The following is a 16,133-nucleotide window of genomic DNA, read 5'->3' on the forward strand; positions in this document are numbered from 1 at the left end:
TGAACGCCCCCATCGCCTTCAGAAATCCATGCTCGCCGAGAATCTTACCTGCCGCGCCAGTCCGACGTAGAACACGCTGCCACCCGTCGACCAGTAGCGCTTGTTGGTGATGTTGTCGCCATTCACCCGGAAGGTGATCGCCCGCTCTCCGTCCAGCCGCAGCTTGTAATTCGCGCCCAGGCTGTAGGTCGTATAGGCGGGCAGTTCGAATGTGTTCAGCGCATCGGCATAGCGCAGGCCGGTGTAGTAGACACCGCCGTTGATCCCGAAATCGGGAAGCGCCTCGGGCCGATATTCCGCGAACACCGATCCGCCCCAGCGCGGCGTATTGTCCACGCGCAGGCCGTTCTGCGCGGCGACGCCGGTGTCGCGCTGGGTCGCCTTCAGATACTGGCCGGCGATCGCGACCGAGAGTTGCGGGGTGAGGTTGCCCTGCAGCGAGGCCTCGACGCCTTCATGGATGGCGGTGCCATCGACAACATAGAGATTGTCGGCGTCGATATAGCCGAGTGCGCGGTCGATGCGGAAATAGGCGAGCGACGCCAGCGCGCCCAGCACCTCGATGCGCCCGCCTGCCTCGATCTGCTTGGAGACCACGGGGCGCAGGATGTCGCCCTCATTCTCGGTGCCGGCGGGCGCGGTGCCCGCGCTTTCGAGGCCCTCGATATAGGTGAAATAGAGGCTGGTCTTCGGCGTCGGGCGGAAGACGATGCCCGCGGTCGGCGTCCACGTCTTGATCGTGTAATCCTCGCCGGCTTCCTCGGTGTCGTAGATCACCCGGCGTACGCCGCCGATCAGCAGGATCTTCTCGCCGACATGCGCGATATCGAGCGCGTAGAGGCCGGTATCGATATTGACGCTGCCGGGCTGCAGCCGGGTAGTGGTGAAGACGAGATCGTCGAACGAGATCCTGACCGGATCATAGATGTTCTGCGCCACCGCGGCATAGCTGCGCTGGTTCTGATCCTTTTGGATCTGGCGGTTGCGGGCGACGCCGAACAGCAGTTCATGTTCGATGCCGAACGTGTCCAGCTTGCCGGCCAGTTCGGCGCGCAGATACTCGTTCCGATATTCCTGGTCGGGCGTGTAATTGCCGCTGATCCGGCCGATGCCGGTGGTCGGTCCCGTAGTAGTGGACGTGAAGCTGAAATCGGCGCGGCTGCGCTGGCGGCGCGACGTGGCCAGCCCGGCTTCGGCGCGCAGCGACCAGCTTCCGCCCAGAACATAGTCGGCGCGGCCGAGAATGTTGGTGGACCAAGTGCGATAGGGCGCGTCGGCCGGCGCATAGCGGTGGTGCGGATCGGGGATCTCCGTCAGCAGCCGCGCCGCGGCGAGTGCGATGCCGCCGGGTTCGTCGGTCGCGCGCCGATAATGCTCCACGTCGAGCTTCAGCGACAGCCGCTCGCTGACCTGCCAGTCGAACGCGCCGCTGGCGAGGTAGCGATAGCCGTCGACGCCGTCGATCGGCGTTTCGACATGACTGGCATAGCCGTTGAGGCGCACGCCGAACTGGCCGTCCGGCCCGAAGGTGCGGCCGATGTCGAGGCCGCCGCCGACGCTGCCCTCGGCATCGCCGTTGACGTAGACATTGGTCACCGGCCGGTCGCCCGCGCGCTTGGCGACGACGTTGACGATGCCCGACGGCGTCGAGAGGCCATAATAGAGCGCGGACACGCCCTTGAGCAGTTCCACGCGCTGCTTGTTCTCGATCGGCACCGGGCTGAGGTTGATGATCTGCAGCGCGCCGTTGAGGCGATAATTGGTTCGGGCGTTCATCAGCACGCCGCGATTGACGAAATTGTTGCTCGTCGTCGGGCTGGTCGCCTGCTGGGTGACGCCGGGCGTGTTGCGCAGCGCCTCCTCGAGGCCGGTCGCGCCCTGCGCGTCGAGCAGCGCCCGCGAGATCACCGCGATGCTCGACGGCGTATCGAGGATCGACTGGTTGCGGAACGCGCCGACCTGGACGACCTCGGTCTTGAAGGAAGGGCGCTGGCCGATGACGACGATCTCCTCGTCGAGCTTGCGCTCTACGGTTTCGCCGCCCGCGCCCTGTTCGGATGCTGGCTCGGGGGCGGGGGCTGCGGACGGCGCGGCGACGGCAGCGGCGATAAGGAGAATATTCATTGGATCCCCGAAACGATTTTGATTCTGCGTTGCGGCGCCCATAGGATTAATGATAATGGATCGCAATTGCGTTCTTTAATATTTTCATACAAAAAGGACGGCATGGGAGAGGGTGCCGAGCCTGCGGGGGTCGCGTGACGAGACAGATCTTCTTCCAGATTCACTGGTTCCTCGGGATCAGCGCCGGGATCGTGCTGGCGCTGATGGGCATCACCGGTGCCACGATGAGCTTCGAGGACGAGATCGGCGAGGCGCTGTCGCCGCGCATCTACGTCCCCGGCGTGCCCGCCGGGCCCGACCTCTCGCCCGACCGGCTGATCGCGAAGCTGGAGGCGGACAATCCCGGCTATTATGTCGCGCGGCTCGATTGGGAAGCGGATCGCGCGCGCTCGTTTCGCGTGCGGATGAATGCCGGCGAGGGGCGGGGCCGCAAGCAGGGGCAGGTCGACCGCGCGACCGGTGCATGGCTCGGCGATTCGAGCGCCGAGGGCTTTTTCCGCACGATGGACGAATTGCACCGGTGGCTGGCGCTGCCCGGCGGCAGCAACGGCATCGGCCGCAAGATCACCGGCTTCAGCGCGATCTCGTTGATCTTCTTCGCGCTTTCCGGCCTTTATCTGCGCTGGCCGCGCAAGGCGCTCGACTGGCGTTCATGGCTGGTGCTCGACCTGCGCAAGACCGGGCGCAACCTGTGGCGCGCGCTGCACGTCAGCATCGGCACCTGGGTGCTGTGCTTCTACCTGATCAGCGCGTTCACCGGGCTGTGGTGGTCCTATGACTGGTATCGGAGCGGTGTCACCTACGCGCTGACCGGCAAGGTGACGAGTGAGGGCGAGGGGCGGCGCAAGCGCGGCGGCAAGCCCGCGCCGCGCCCGCCGATCGCCCCGAGTTGGGCGACCTTCATCCGCGACAACGGCCAGGATTATGCCTGGGCGCGCCTGACCCGCCCTGCGCCGGGTGCGCCGATGAAGACGGTCAACGTCGATGCGCGTCCCCAGGGCGCGCGCCACCTGCGCCAGACCGACAGGTTCAGCTATGATCCTAGGACGGGAGCGCTCAAGAAGACCGACCTCTATGATCGCCGGCCGCTAGGGCAGGTGATTACGCAGAGCATGTTCGAAATCCACCGCGGCGCGTTCTTCGGCTTGCCCGGGCGGATCATCATGCTGATAACCAGCCTCACCATGCCGATGTTCACCATCACCGGCTTCATGCGTTACCTGTCGCGCCGCAAACGCAAGCGAGAGGCGAAGGCGCTCGCCGCCGAGGCCGAGGCCGGTGCCGGGACGGGGCCGGGCACTGGCAGCGGCGATGGCGGCTTCCTGATCGTCTACGCGACGCAGACCGGCAATGCCGAGCTCAGCGCGCGCGGCGCAGCGCGGGCGCTTGGCGCAGGCGGCGTATCGGTGGAGGTCGTCGCGATCGCGGCGTTGACGCAGGAGATGCTGCGCCGCGCCAACCGCGCGCTGTTCGTCGTCAGCACCTATGGCGAGGGCGATCCGCCCGATGTTGCGCGTGGTTTCGCCCGCGCGATGATGCGCAAGCGGTTGAAGCTCGGGCATCTCGACTATGGCGTGCTGGGGCTCGGCGACCGCCAATATCCCGATTTCTGCAATTTCGGCGTCGAACTCGATGCATGGCTGGCGCAGTCCGGTGCGCAGCGGCTGTTCCCGCTGATCAAGACGGATGGCAGTGACAGCCGTGCCTATGCCGCGTGGCGCCGGGAACTGGTTCGCCTCGGCGCGGCCGAGAAGGGCAATGAACCCGCCGCGGATGCCTTCCGCCGTTGCCGGCTCGTCACGCGTAAGGTGCTGAACGGTGCCAGCGGCCATGCCAAGGCGTTCCACCTCAGGCTGGAGCCGCTCGATGGCGGTGCCATGGCTTGGGAGGCGGGCGACATCGTCGAGATCCAGCCGCGTAACGCCCCGGCGGATGTCGAGGCGCTGCTGCAGCAGGCCACGCCCGACGGCGAATTGCTGGAGGATCTGTCGGCGCTGCGCGAGCAACTCGCCGCGGCAGTGCTGCCCGAGGACGGCATGTTCGCGCGCGACGGAGCGGTGACGCTGCGCCCGCTGTCGACGCGCGAATATTCCGCCGCCTCGATCGCGGCGGATGGTGCGATCGACCTCGTCGTGCGGCAGGTGCGTCGCGACGATGGCCGCTTCGGTATCGGATCTGGCTGGCTGACCGCGCATGTGTCGCCCGGCGAAACGGTGATGCTGCGCGTGCGGCCCAATCCCGGCTTCCGCCTCTCCGGTTTCGGCGGGCGGCTGATCCTGATCGGCAACGGCACCGGCATTGCCGGGCTGCGCGCGCATCTGCGCGCGCAGGCGCATACCGGACGCCAGGGGCATTGGCTGTTGTTCGGCGAGCGCGAGCGCGCGCACGCCTTCTTCGACGCCGAACTGGAGGGCTGGCTGGACGATGGCACGCTCACCCGCCTCGATCGAGCCTTCTCGCGCGATGCCGATTGCGGTCGCTACGTTCAGCATCTGCTGCAGGCGGCGCGTGCGGACGTGCTGCGCTGGGTGGATGATGGCGCCGCGATCCTCGTCTGCGGCAGCCTTGCCGGCATGGCGCAGGATGTCCACGCGACGCTGGGGGAGATCATCGGGGAAGAGCGGCTCGAGGCGCTGATCGAAAGCGGCCGTTACAAGCGCGACGTCTATTGATGGCGGCGCGGGCGGGCGTCAGGGCTCAATCTGCTTGACGAAGACATGGCCGGTCATGTGGAAGCCTTCGCGCTCGAAGAATTGATGTGCGCGTTCGTTGCGCAGGCCGCTTTCGAGGAAGAGCCACGCGACGCCGCGCTCCTTCACCCTTTCCTCGACCAGACGGACAAGCTGACCGCCGACCCCGCTTGAACGGTTGAGCGGCGCGACCACCATATCTTCCAGCACGGCGAAGCGCCGCCGGCTGCTTTCCTCCCACGCCAGGATTGCAATGCCGGCAATGCTCCCGTCCGGGGTGCGGGCGATCAGAAGATCGCGCTCCTCGCCGAAGTCGGCGAAATCGCTGGCATAGAGGCGGGCGAGATCCGGCGCCCAATGCGCACCATCGATGCTGAGCCCGGTCTGGATCTCGCCATGGCTGATATAGGCGGTATCCTGTCCGATTATCGCCGCAGCGAAGGATGCCGCCGCCGCGGCGCTGGCGGGCGACTTGTCCCATGCGAATGTCAGGTCGGTCTGCATGGGCGCACCTTGTTTCGGATCGGGCAGCGGGTCAATCAGCCGGTTCGCCGGGTGCCTCGGTGGGCAGGTCGTCAATGAAGGTGTCCTGATAATATTTGGCGCATTCCTCGATATAGCCATAAGTCTCAATGCTGTAATATTCGAGGATATAGGTTTTGAAAACGTCCTGCGCGTGGGCGTCGAACTTGCGCTGGCCATTTTTCGGGTTGATGATGCGATGGCAGTAAAAAGTCAGATCTCCGAATAATTTTTTGTCTATATTTGTCGATCTTAGATCGGTTACGGTCTGCTGGATGATCGAGAGGAAGACGTCGAAGCATGTCCGGTAGGTGTAGAGGTCGGCATCTTCCCAATTGGCATTCTTCACGATCGGCAGCGCTTCCACGAAACGCTCCCAGTTGATCCGCATGATCTCGGGCGAGATCTGGTCTGGCATCGGGTTCGCGGCGAAGAAGGGTTTCAGATCCGCCGGGATCAGCGCCGGCCCGTCACGCCAGTCGAGAATGCGGAAGATCAGCGCGACCTTGGGGTCGTTCGACATGTCGGACAGCAGCTTGCGGACGAACTCGGACCGACGCCACGCCGTTTCTTCCTCATGGCGTTCCGCCGTCTGCTGGAGTTGCTTTCGCGCATGCCTGAGTTGTGAGAAGGCAAAATAGAATCCTCCGCCCGCGACCGTCGCGCTGACGAGCGATCCAATGAATGTCGGGCTGTTGATGAGCGCAACGGCCCATTCTCCCAGCGTTGTGGCATGTTGCACGGCATCGCTCATTCATACCCCCATATGTGAGCGTTGATTCGCTTCATACTATCTGGCCTTTACATGTCAGCGTCTTGACGGCTGGCGCATGGGCCGCGCAGCGGATCGAAAATTTTCAGATCGCGGCAAATGGTTGCTGTTGCTAGTGGAAGAAGGTCGGCACGATGCCGGCAGGAGGGGGAGTGCGATGATGAAGGGCTTTATCGCAGGCGTGGCACTGCTTGCGGCCACCGGTGCGTGGGCGCAGGCCGCGGCACCGGGCGCGGCATGTCCGGCCGGCACGCGCTATGGAACGATCCGGCACAGCCTGATCAAACCGGGAAAGCTGGCCGTGTTCGAGAAGGCCGTGGCCGCGCACAACGCCTGGTATGTCGACAAGAAGAACGCCACGAGGACGCGCCTGATGCGGTTGGTCGACAAGCGCGCGCTGATGGAGAGCGAGGCCGCGACGATTACGCTCTATGCCGATACGCCGATGCCCGAGCGCGATGCCGCCTTCGAGGCGTTCACCGCGCTCTATCGTGACAGTTCGACGTTGAAGGATGAAATGCGCGGCTGTTTGCCGGCGCTGTGATCGGCTTTGCGGCTGCACGCCCAACCGCCGCCGATCGGCGGCGGTTGGGTACGCCGGTTCAGTCAGCGGCAGGAATGCGCGCGACCACCTTGATCTCGAAATCGAATCCGGCCAGCCAGGTTACGCCCACCGCGGTCCAGCTTGGGTAGGGCGCTTCGCTGAAGACCTTGTCCTTCGCTGCCAGCACCGTTTCGAACTGCTGCTCGGGGTCGGTGTGGAACGTGGTCACGTCGATGACGTCGTCGAAGCCGGCACCCGCCGCTTTCAGCACCGCGCCGAGATTGGCGAAGGCGCGTTCCACCTGCTGCGCGAAGTCCGGCTCGGGCGATCCATCCTCGCGGCTGCCGACCTGCCCGGAAACGAACAACAGGTCGCCCGAACGGATCGCCGCCGAGTAACGGTGGATGTCGTACAGCGCCTGGCGGCCCGCGGGGAAGATTGCGTCACGCTTTGCCATGATGTCACTCCATTGATGTGGTGGGCGCTCGGTCATTGATATACGCGCCGTATGTCCGCATATTGGAGCGTACGAGGCGTATGTCAATTAGCATACGCAGCGTATGTAGATGTGAGGAGATGAGTGGTGGCCGCGCGACGTCGAGCAGACATGGTGGAGGAGACGCGCGCCAAGCTGATCGCTGCCGCGCGCCGCGCATTCGCGACCAAGGGGTATGCAGCGGCATCGATGGACGAACTCACCGCCGAAGCGGGGCTCACGCGAGGCGCGCTGTACCATAATTTCGGGGACAAGAAGGGACTGCTTCAGGCGGTGATCGGCCAGATCGATGCCGAGATGCTCGCCCGCCAGCACGCGGTGCAGGCCCGTGCGCCGACGCGCTGGCAGGGGCTGCTCGACGAGGGTGTCGCCTATATCGAGATGTCGCTCGATCCGGAGATCCAGCGGATCGTCCATCTCGATGGGCCCGCTGTGCTGGGCGATCCCTCGCGCTGGCCCAACCAGACCGCCTGCCTGCGTGCCACCACCGATACGGTCCAGGCGTTGATCGATGAGGGTGTCGTCCAGCCGGTGGATGCGGAGGCGGCGGCGCGGCTGCTCAATGGCGCGGCGCTGAATGCGGCTTTGTGGATCGCCGCGGCGGAGGATCCGGCGGCGGTAATGGTGCGCGCGGTCGATGCGTTTCTGCGTCTCGCGGCGGGGCTGCTGCGCGCGGAAGATCCCGGCACCGGGGCGCTTATGTCATTGCCGCGATCATGATCCTTCGATCTCTCCCGATCGCCTCGACTTGCCGGCGGCGATATGGTGTCGTCGATGATGGCCGCCGTGCCGGGCAGGCCGGTCCGCAGGAGACGATATCTTGACCCGATCCCTCGACGATTTCGCGATCACGCGACGCTGGCCGGCGCAGCACCCCGATCGGCTGCAACTCTATTCGCTGCCGACGCCCAACGGCGTGAAGGTCTGTGCGCCGTGCCAAGGCGGCGCTTTCCAGTGGGTGAAAGCCCCACCCGGCAACATGCTCCAGCCGGAAGCAACCGGGGCAGGCATGGAGGTGACGAAATGTCTGAAGCCCCCGGATGACGGTCACATAGGTGACCGTGCGAGTGTGCAGGCCGCAACGTGAGTGAACGCTGAGCAAACCTCGAAAATGCCGATGTGTGGGCCGACCCGGCCGGACTTCCGGGGAAGGCTGATACGGATGGGGGAGTTTGAGCGACGCTGAACCCATCCGCCACACCGGGGTAGTGGCGGCAGCATGTACACAAGGAAAGCGCACGCAACACGGGAAGCCCCATCACGTGCTCGGGGACGAGCAACCGGACGCCCGCGAGGGATGGGACGGGCGCGGTGGGGTGGCGGAGAGGCCCGTAGTACCGGGGAAGCCGGGTAATGCCGGTGGAGGGAAGGAGCCTCAGTTCAAGGCGAACGCACCAAGTAGTGAGGGACCGCGAGATTGGGAAACCTATCAACTCCGAAAAGCGTCCAGAAACTGCAGACGGCGTTGCACGCGAAAGCGAAGGTGGAAGCCGGCTACCGCTTCTACGCGCTGTACGACAAGATCAGCCGCGACGACATTCTGGCTCATGCCTATGCCCAGTGTCGCTCCAATAAGGGCGCACCGGGGATCGACGGTCAGGACTTCGCGGATATCGAGGCGTACGGCGTCGAGCGGTGGCTGGCGGAACTGACGCTTGCCATCAGAGAGGAGACGTATCGACCGGAACCGATCAGACGGGTCCATATACCGAAAGCCAACGGCAAACTCAGGCCGCTGGGCATTTCCACCGTGCGGGATCGGGTCTGCATGACAGCAGCGATGCTGGTGCTGGAGCCGATCTTCGAAGCCGACCTTCCGCCAGAGATCTATGCCTACCGAACTGGGCGTAACGCCCAGCAGGCCGTGATCGAGGTGGAAGACCAGCTGTTTCATGGCCGTCCCGATGTCGTGGACGCCGACCTCGCCGACTATTTTGGCAGCATTCCCCATCCCGAACTGATGAAGTCCGTCGCCCGCCGGATCGTCGATCCGCGCGTGCTGCACCTGATCAGGTTGTGGCTGGACTGTGCTGTCGAGGAAACCGACGACAAAGGCCGGAAGACACGAACGACGGCGGCCAAGGATCAGCGACGCGGCATCCCGCAAGGCTCACCCATCTCACCCTTGCTGGCAAATCTTTACATGCGCCGGTTCGTGCTGGGATGGCGGAAGCTCGGTCTTGGGCAACGCCTCGGCGCTCGGCTCGTCACTTACGCTGATGACCTCGTCATCCTATGCCAGAAGGGCAACGCGGAAGCCGCGCTCGATCATATGCGCAGGTTGATGGGCAAGCTGAAGCTGACCGTGAACGAGGAAAAGACCCGCATCTGCAAGGTGCCGGACGAGACGTTCGACTTTCTGGGATACACCTTCGGTCGGATGTACTCTCCGACGACAGGAAGGGCCCGCATGGGCTACCGACCGTCGAAGAAGAGCATCAAGCGCACCGTGGATAAAATCCACGCGCTGACCGAGATGACGTCGACATGGCAGGATCCCGCAGTACTGATAGCGAAGATTAACCGGGCGCTACGCGGTTGGGCCAACTACTTTTCGGTCGGCACAACAAGCAAGGCGTACCGGGCCGTCGACAGCTACACGTTGGTGCGGGTGCGTCGGTGGCTGCGTATCAAACATCGAGGCAAGCGACGCAGGGCTCGGGTTTATCCAGACGAGTACCTCTACGAGACCATTGGACTCGTACGCCTGACCAGACTTGGACGTAGCTCGCCATGGGCGAAGGCGTGATGTCTTGTTCGAGAGCCGGGTGCGGGAAATCTGCACGCCCGGTTCGCCGAGCGGGGGGTGAAAACGGAACGTCTGGTAAGCCCTACAGGCGCACCGCACGTCACCGCGTCACCTCCCGACTCTACCGATCATGATGGAAGAGACCGGGTTGCCCTACGAGGTCCACCGTATCGATTTCGGGAAGGGCGAGCAGCGCACGCCCGAATTCCTCAGCCTCAACCCCAACGGCAAGATCCCCGCGATCCTCGACCCGAACGGGCCGGGCGGTGAGCCCCTGGCGCTGTTCGAGTCCGGCGCGATCCTGCATTATCTCGCGGAGAAGACCGGCAAGCTGCTGCCCGCCGATCCGACCGGGCGCTGGGAGACGATCCAGTGGGTCTATTTCCAGGTCGGCGGCGTCGGGCCGATGTTCGGGCAACTCGGCTTCTTCCACAAGTTCGAAGGCCGTAGCTGGAACGACAAGCGTGCGCTCGACCGCTACGTGGCCGAGAGCCAGCGGCTGCTGGGGGTGATGGACGCGCATCTGGCGAGCCGCGACTGGTTCGTCGGCGGCGCCTTCAGCATCGCCGACGTCTCGATGCTGGGCATGGTGCGCAACCTGATCGGCTTCTACGATGCCGCCGCGCTGGTCGGCTTCGATCGCTATACGCACGTTGCGCGCTGGCTGGATCGCGGGCTGGCGCGCCCGGCGGTCCAGCGCGGCGTGACGATCCCGGGCGCCGCGGGGTAGGGCGCCGCGCCCCTGGGGCGGGGTTATTCCGGCACGCGCGGCCCGTCCTTCACCGAATTCCACACATCGAACCGAAAGGTCCGCGGCGGGCGTTCGGGGCGGACCTCTAAGATCAAGGTCTCGCGCGCGGACGAACCCTGGGGTCGTGCCACCCGCACGGTCGCGGTGTGCATCCCGGGTGCCAATGTCGCGGGCAGAGCGAAGCGCCAAAGGTGGGCGCTATGATCCGCCACCGACCCCTGCGGCTGCGGGGGGGCGGGCGGGGTGCGGGTCTGGCGGCCCTGGATGAAGCCCTGCGCCTCGGCATCGCCCGAACCGCTCTCGAACGCGGTTCGCGCCACGCTCAACTGGCGCTGCAGTGCGAACGGATCGGCATGTTCGGGGCCGTTGCGGCTGGGCTCGCCACGCGCCTCCTGCGTGTGCGTCATCGCCACGGGCGCCGTGCCGTCGATCGAGACAGTGACCTGCGTCGCGCTGTCGCCCAGCCAGACATTGGCGGTCAGCCAGCTTCCTGCGCCCAGGTCCGCCGGGGTGAGCAGTTTCTCGTCGGGCAGATCCTGCACGCTCAGCGGCGGCACGCGGCCGCGCGTCGCCGGATCGGCGTTGCGCCAGTCGAGCAGCTTCGCTGCCCAGCCGCGGAAGGCCGGCGTGCTGACCGATAGCCACATCGCCCGGTCCGCGGGCTCGCCGGTCGCGCGATAGTCGAGATCATAGTCGGTGCCGCTGACCCGCATGTCGACATAGCCGCGCGGCGAGCCATCGCCCTGCAGGCTCATCGGAATACCCTCGACATCGAAGTCTCCGCCCCACCAGTCGCCCGCCACCGCGCCCGCGACGACATGGCGGAAGGGAATGCTGGTCACGCCCACCGCGTCCTTCCACCCCTCATAGGAATCGCCCGGCGCCAGATTTTCCAGCGTGTGACTGTGGCCGGACAGGTCGAGCGCCTTGCGCCCCTCGAGCAGGGCATAGACCTCCGGCGCATTGTCGGTCTGGTGCGCCCATTCCTTGCGATTGTCGAAGCCGACCAGCGGGATGTGGTGGCCGAGCACGATCAGCTTCGCCGGATCGGTGTTGGCGATCAGATTCTTGAGGAACGCCATCTGATCGTCGGTGAAGCGGCCGTTGTAGCTTTTCTGCGGATATTCGACGCAGAAGGGACGGGCACCCTTGCGATTGTCCGCCTCGCCACACGGATAGACGACATTGTCGAGGCCGACGAACAGCACATTGCCCATCTCGAACGCGTAGGTGGCGGGGCCATAGGTACGCCGCCAGGTGTCCGAAGCGTCGGCGTCGCGATCGGCGTCCGAATCATAGTCGTGATTGCCCTGCACCCACCATTGCGGGATCCTGAGCGCCCCCAGCACCTCTTCCAGCCGCGGGATCAGCCCGAGGTCGTCGCCCACGAGATCGCCCAGCGCGAACAGGCAGGCGGGCGGGGGACCCTTGCGGTCGGCGAGTTCGCGCACGATCGAGTCGCGCGCATAGCCGATCTCGTCACCCGAATAGACCTGCACGTCGCCCAGCACCGCGCAGTTGAAGTCCGGCCCGACCGTGCTCGGCGCGAGCGGGAAGTTGATCGCCGCGGGCAACGGCCCGGTATCCGGCAGCCCGCCGAAGCGCAGCTTGCGCGGCGAGCCGCCAAGTTTGTGCTCATAGGCGAAGCGGGGGACGAAGTTGCGATCGGTCGGCACGCGCCAGCCGCTCGGCTGGACCACCGACACGCTCATATCCCTGCGCGCGGGCAGCACATAGCGGCCGTCAGCGCCGGTCTTCACCACCTCGCGCCCGTTGGAGACGTTGACCCCGGCGAGGCCGTGCTCGCCGGCGTCGAGCCGGCCGTTGCGGTTGGCGTCATCGAACACGATGCCGCGCACGGTCTTCGCGTCGCGCGCCTTGCCCTTCACCACTTCGATGTCGGCGAACCAGGGCGCATCCGCCGGCGCCCCCGCCCGGGCGATGCCGCCGGCCAGCGCGGCGGCGCACGCCGCCGTCAGCCACAGGGACTGCGAAACCTTGGTCATAAAGCCCTCCCGCATCGAACCGCGCGCCGGCGCCCGGTTGGCGGCCGCACGCAATTCAACAAAAAATCCACAAACCATTCGCCACATGGCGAGCGTTGATGACAGATTGATGTAAGCTGGGATCCGACCATGAATCTGCATGAGCCGCCGCATTGTCGAGAATATGGTGGCGTAACCGCCCGTATTGCCCGGATCTCTGGGGCTATCCAACAGTATCAGCATTAACGAGATGTTGTATCATTCAGTTCGAATTTATGCTGGTTTGTTGTTTTGTTGACCGATTGTCACAAAAAATCCACGCAGCCCGCCTAGGCGCCAGATCGCACCGGGCTGGCCGCAGGGAGGCCCGGCACCGCCAGCCCAAACCATAATCGGGGGACTTATCGTGACGAGCCTTTCGCGAACCGCGCGGCGTGCCGCGTTCATCCGTGCTGCGCTGCTGCTCGGCGCCGCGCTGCCCGCAACCGTCGCGCTCGCGCCGGCCGCGCATGCGCAGGATTATACCAACATCACCGCTTCCGGCCGCGTGACCAACGAAAACGGCGCGCCGATCGCCGGCGCGACGGTGACGATCAAATCGTCCGACCGCGGCATCGAGCGCACGACGACGACCAACGACGCCGGCTCCTACAGCTTCGACCAGCTCACCCCGGGCGCCTATGATTTCAGCGTCAGCGCCACCGGCTTCGCTGCCTATACCGAACAGCGCGTGCTACTGACCGCAGCCAATGGCGGCGGCAACAGCTTCCGCCTCGTGCCCGACCAGCGCGACGGCGACATCGTCGTGCAGGGCCAGCGCATCGTCACTGCCGACTTCAACGATGCGACCACCGGCGCGGTGATCGAGCTGGCGGATATCGACAAGCGTCTTCCCGTCGCGCGTACCTTGCAGGATGTGGTGATGCTGGCGCCGGGCGTGACCCGCGGGTCCAGCACCAACGGCACCTTCGCCAACCAGGTGACGATCAACGGCTCCACCTTCACCGAAAACGCCTATTTCGTGAACGGCCTCGCCATCACCAACTTCCGCATCGGCCTGGCGCCGGTGGAGGTGCCCTATGACTTCTACGAGACGATCGAGGTCAAGACCGGCGGCTATCCGGCAGAATTCGGCCGTGCCACCGGCGGCGTGATCAACGCCGTCACCAAATCCGGTTCCAACGACTATCATGCCAGCGTGCTCGGCACGTGGGAGCCCAACGGCCTGCGTTCCAACTCGCCCGGCACCGTCGAGCTCGACAATGAGGATGCCACCCGCACCCGGCGCGAACTGGTGCTGCAGGCGAGCGGCCCGATCATCAAGGACCATCTGTTCGTCTACGGCCTCTACAATTTCCGCGAGTTCGAGAGCTTCACGCCGGATGCCGACCAGGACAATGCGACCCGCGTCCGCAACACCAGCCCGTTCTGGGGCGTGAAGGTCGACGGCTATGTCACCGACGACCAGCACCTCGAATTCACCTATTTCGACAGCAGCAACGACACCCACACCCGCAGCCTGGTCTATGATCGCGCGACGGGCGAGAAGGGCGCCGAGACCGGCGGCACCGACCAGCGCGCCGGCGGCGAGAATTTCGTCGGCCGCTACACCGGCACCTTCGCGCCCTGGCTCACCGTTTCCGCCGCCTATGGCCAGAACAAGCTGCGCGACGGCACCCTGCCGCTCGACATCACCAATGAACGCGTCCTCGACTATCGCGAGAATCCGGCGGGCACCGACATCGGCCTCAACCGCATCACCGATGCCTATGGCCTGACCAACGACAAGCGTGAATTCTACCGCGCCGATGTCGATTTCAACTTCGAGATCTTCGGCGCGCACCACCTGCGCGTGGGCTATGATCATGAAACCGACACGTCCAGCCAGATCCACCAGACGATGGGTGGCGGCTTCTACAAGATCTTCACCGCCGGCACGCAGGATTCCGCCGACCTCGGCATCCCGCTGGGCACCGACTATTACACCACCCGCGTGTATCGCAACAATGGCGAGACCACGGTCAAGAACGAAGCCTTCTATATCGAGGATGACTGGTCGCTGTTCGACGACCGTGTGAAGTTGCAGCTCGGGCTGCGCAACGACCGGTTCAGCAACCAGGGGGTCGACGGCAAATCCTATTACAAGTCCGGCAACCAGTGGGCGCCGCGCCTCGGCGCCTCGTTCGACGTGTTCGGCGATCGCCGCACGAAGCTCTACGGCTTCTTCGGCAGATATTTCCTGCCGATGTCGGGCGATATCAACCTGAACGTCGCCGGCGGCACCGTCACCTACACGCGCTACAACCTGCTCAACGGCATCAACAGCGCCGATGGCACGCCGAATGCCGGCGCGCCGATCCTCGGCGGCCTTGGCCTCACCGCCTGCCCCGATACCGGCGTCGCCAACTGCATCGTCAGCCGGGACGGCAGCACCGCCGATTACTCCTCGTCGATCGCGCACAACCTCAAGCCGCAATCGATCGACGAGTTCATCTTCGGCGGCGAGCATCGGCTCGGCGACGGCATCAAGCTGGGCCTCTATTACACCCATCGCAGCCTCAACGACGCGATCGAGGATATCTCGGCGGATTATGGCGCGCGCGCCTATTGCGTCCGCGCTGGGTTCAGCGAGGCTGATTGCACCGCCCAATTCCCCGGCGGCTCGATCTGGCCGATCGCCAATCCCGGGCGTGACACGGTGATCAACATCACCTTGCCGGACGGCACCAACGAAGTCGCCACCTTGCGCGCCGAGGATCTGCGTTACCCGAAGCCCAAGCGCAATTTCGACTCCGTCACGCTCACCTTCGATCGCGCGTTCGACGGCGTGTGGGGGCTCTCCGGCTCCTACACCTGGGCGATGAACAAGGGCAATTATGAGGGCGGCGTGCGCTCGGAGAACGGCCAGCTCGCGGTCAACCGCTCGGCCGACTTCGACTCGCCCGGCTTCCTCAGCGGCGCCTATGGCTATCTGCCCAACGATCGCCGCCACACGCTCAAGCTCTATGGCAGCTATCGACCGCTGAGCTTCCTCGATCTCGGCGCCAACCTGCTGGTGCAGTCACCGAAGCATTACAGCTGCATCGGCACCGTGCCGTTCGACGTGGACCCGACCGCCTACGGCTATCATGGCTATAGCTATTATTGCGGCGGCGAGGTCGTGCCACGCGGCTCCGCCTTCAAGGGCGACTGGCTGAAGTCGATCGACGTCAGCGCGGTGGTCAACATGCCCAAGACCTGGGGTATCGACGCCTCGCTGCGCTTCGACGTGTTCAACCTGTTCAACAGCAAGTCGGTGACCGCCTTCAACGAAGCCGGCGAACTTGGCAACGGCACCCCGAACCCGCTCTATCGCACCCCGCAGGCGTATCAGACGCCCCGCTACGTGCGCATGCAGTTCCGCGTCGGGTTCTAAAGGACGGAGCATGTTTCCTCCCCGAGCTCTGCTCGGGGAGGACGAAAGGAGCCACCGCGGGTATCTGCCGATCCGCCCGCAATTG

Annotated in this window: 11 protein-coding genes and 1 pseudogene; 7 read left to right on the forward strand and 5 right to left on the reverse strand. The window is 65.0% G+C overall.

Going from position 1 to position 16,133, the window contains the following annotated elements:
• Window positions 1–18 precede the first annotated feature (18 nt).
• A complete protein-coding gene (locus NX02_RS07545) occupies window positions 19–2,124 on the reverse strand; it encodes a TonB-dependent siderophore receptor (RefSeq protein WP_025291587.1) in 2,106 nt (701 codons plus the stop codon).
• 134 nt (window positions 2,125–2,258) lie between these two features.
• On the opposite strand from NX02_RS07545, the gene NX02_RS07550 reads away from it, so the two are divergent.
• Complete coding sequence (locus NX02_RS07550; RefSeq protein WP_025291588.1) at window positions 2,259–4,796, forward strand: PepSY domain-containing protein; 2,538 nt, start codon at window positions 2,259–2,261, stop codon at window positions 4,794–4,796.
• A gap of 18 nt (window positions 4,797–4,814) precedes the next feature.
• Here the strand turns inward: NX02_RS07550 and NX02_RS30625 are convergent, their stop codons facing one another.
• Both NX02_RS30625 and NX02_RS32280 read right to left on the reverse strand, forming a co-directional pair.
• The gene (locus NX02_RS30625; RefSeq protein ID WP_025291589.1) at window positions 4,815–5,318 is read right to left on the reverse strand and encodes a GNAT family N-acetyltransferase; all 504 of its coding nucleotides are present in this window, start codon (window positions 5,316–5,318) and stop codon (window positions 4,815–4,817) included.
• Window positions 5,319–5,349: 31 nt separating this feature from the next.
• The gene (locus tag NX02_RS32280) at window positions 5,350–6,090 is read right to left on the reverse strand and encodes a LysE family translocator (RefSeq protein WP_025291590.1); all 741 of its coding nucleotides are present in this window, start codon (window positions 6,088–6,090) and stop codon (window positions 5,350–5,352) included.
• Window positions 6,091–6,166: 76 nt separating this feature from the next.
• Between NX02_RS32280 and NX02_RS07565 the strand changes: the two genes are divergently transcribed.
• Window positions 6,167–6,652, forward strand: coding sequence for a hypothetical protein (locus tag NX02_RS07565; RefSeq protein WP_158013953.1), 486 nt, complete (start codon window positions 6,167–6,169; stop codon window positions 6,650–6,652).
• 58 nt (window positions 6,653–6,710) lie between these two features.
• Here the strand turns inward: NX02_RS07565 and NX02_RS07570 are convergent, their stop codons facing one another.
• The gene (locus NX02_RS07570; RefSeq protein WP_025291592.1) at window positions 6,711–7,109 is read right to left on the reverse strand and encodes a RidA family protein; all 399 of its coding nucleotides are present in this window, start codon (window positions 7,107–7,109) and stop codon (window positions 6,711–6,713) included.
• 126 nt (window positions 7,110–7,235) lie between these two features.
• Between NX02_RS07570 and NX02_RS07575 the strand changes: the two genes are divergently transcribed.
• The 4 genes and pseudogenes from NX02_RS07575 to NX02_RS07585 form a co-directional block, all read left to right on the forward strand.
• Window positions 7,236–7,868, forward strand: coding sequence for a TetR/AcrR family transcriptional regulator (locus NX02_RS07575; RefSeq protein ID WP_025291593.1), 633 nt, complete (start codon window positions 7,236–7,238; stop codon window positions 7,866–7,868).
• A 100-nt stretch (window positions 7,869–7,968) separates the two neighbouring features.
• On the forward strand, window positions 7,969–8,235 hold the full coding sequence (locus NX02_RS33270) for a hypothetical protein (RefSeq protein WP_084717645.1): 267 nt from the start codon (window positions 7,969–7,971) through the stop codon (window positions 8,233–8,235).
• Between the two features lie 330 nt (window positions 8,236–8,565).
• A complete protein-coding gene (gene ltrA / locus NX02_RS07580) occupies window positions 8,566–9,897 on the forward strand; it encodes a group II intron reverse transcriptase/maturase (protein ID WP_047099727.1) in 1,332 nt (443 codons plus the stop codon).
• Window positions 9,898–10,024: 127 nt separating this feature from the next.
• Window positions 10,025–10,627: pseudogene (locus tag NX02_RS07585) on the forward strand (glutathione S-transferase family protein); the annotation flags it as partial.
• 23 nt (window positions 10,628–10,650) lie between these two features.
• Here the strand turns inward: NX02_RS07585 and NX02_RS07590 are convergent.
• The gene (locus NX02_RS07590; RefSeq protein ID WP_039997260.1) at window positions 10,651–12,654 is read right to left on the reverse strand and encodes a calcineurin-like phosphoesterase C-terminal domain-containing protein; all 2,004 of its coding nucleotides are present in this window, start codon (window positions 12,652–12,654) and stop codon (window positions 10,651–10,653) included.
• A 385-nt stretch (window positions 12,655–13,039) separates the two neighbouring features.
• On the opposite strand from NX02_RS07590, the gene NX02_RS07595 reads away from it, so the two are divergent.
• A complete protein-coding gene (locus tag NX02_RS07595; protein WP_025291596.1) occupies window positions 13,040–16,048 on the forward strand; it encodes a TonB-dependent receptor in 3,009 nt (1,002 codons plus the stop codon).
• The last annotated feature ends 85 nt before the right edge of the window (window positions 16,049–16,133 follow it).

Source organism: Sphingomonas sanxanigenens DSM 19645 = NX02, from assembly GCF_000512205.2.
In the GTDB taxonomy this organism is placed as follows: domain Bacteria; phylum Pseudomonadota; class Alphaproteobacteria; order Sphingomonadales; family Sphingomonadaceae; genus Sphingomonas_D; species Sphingomonas_D sanxanigenens.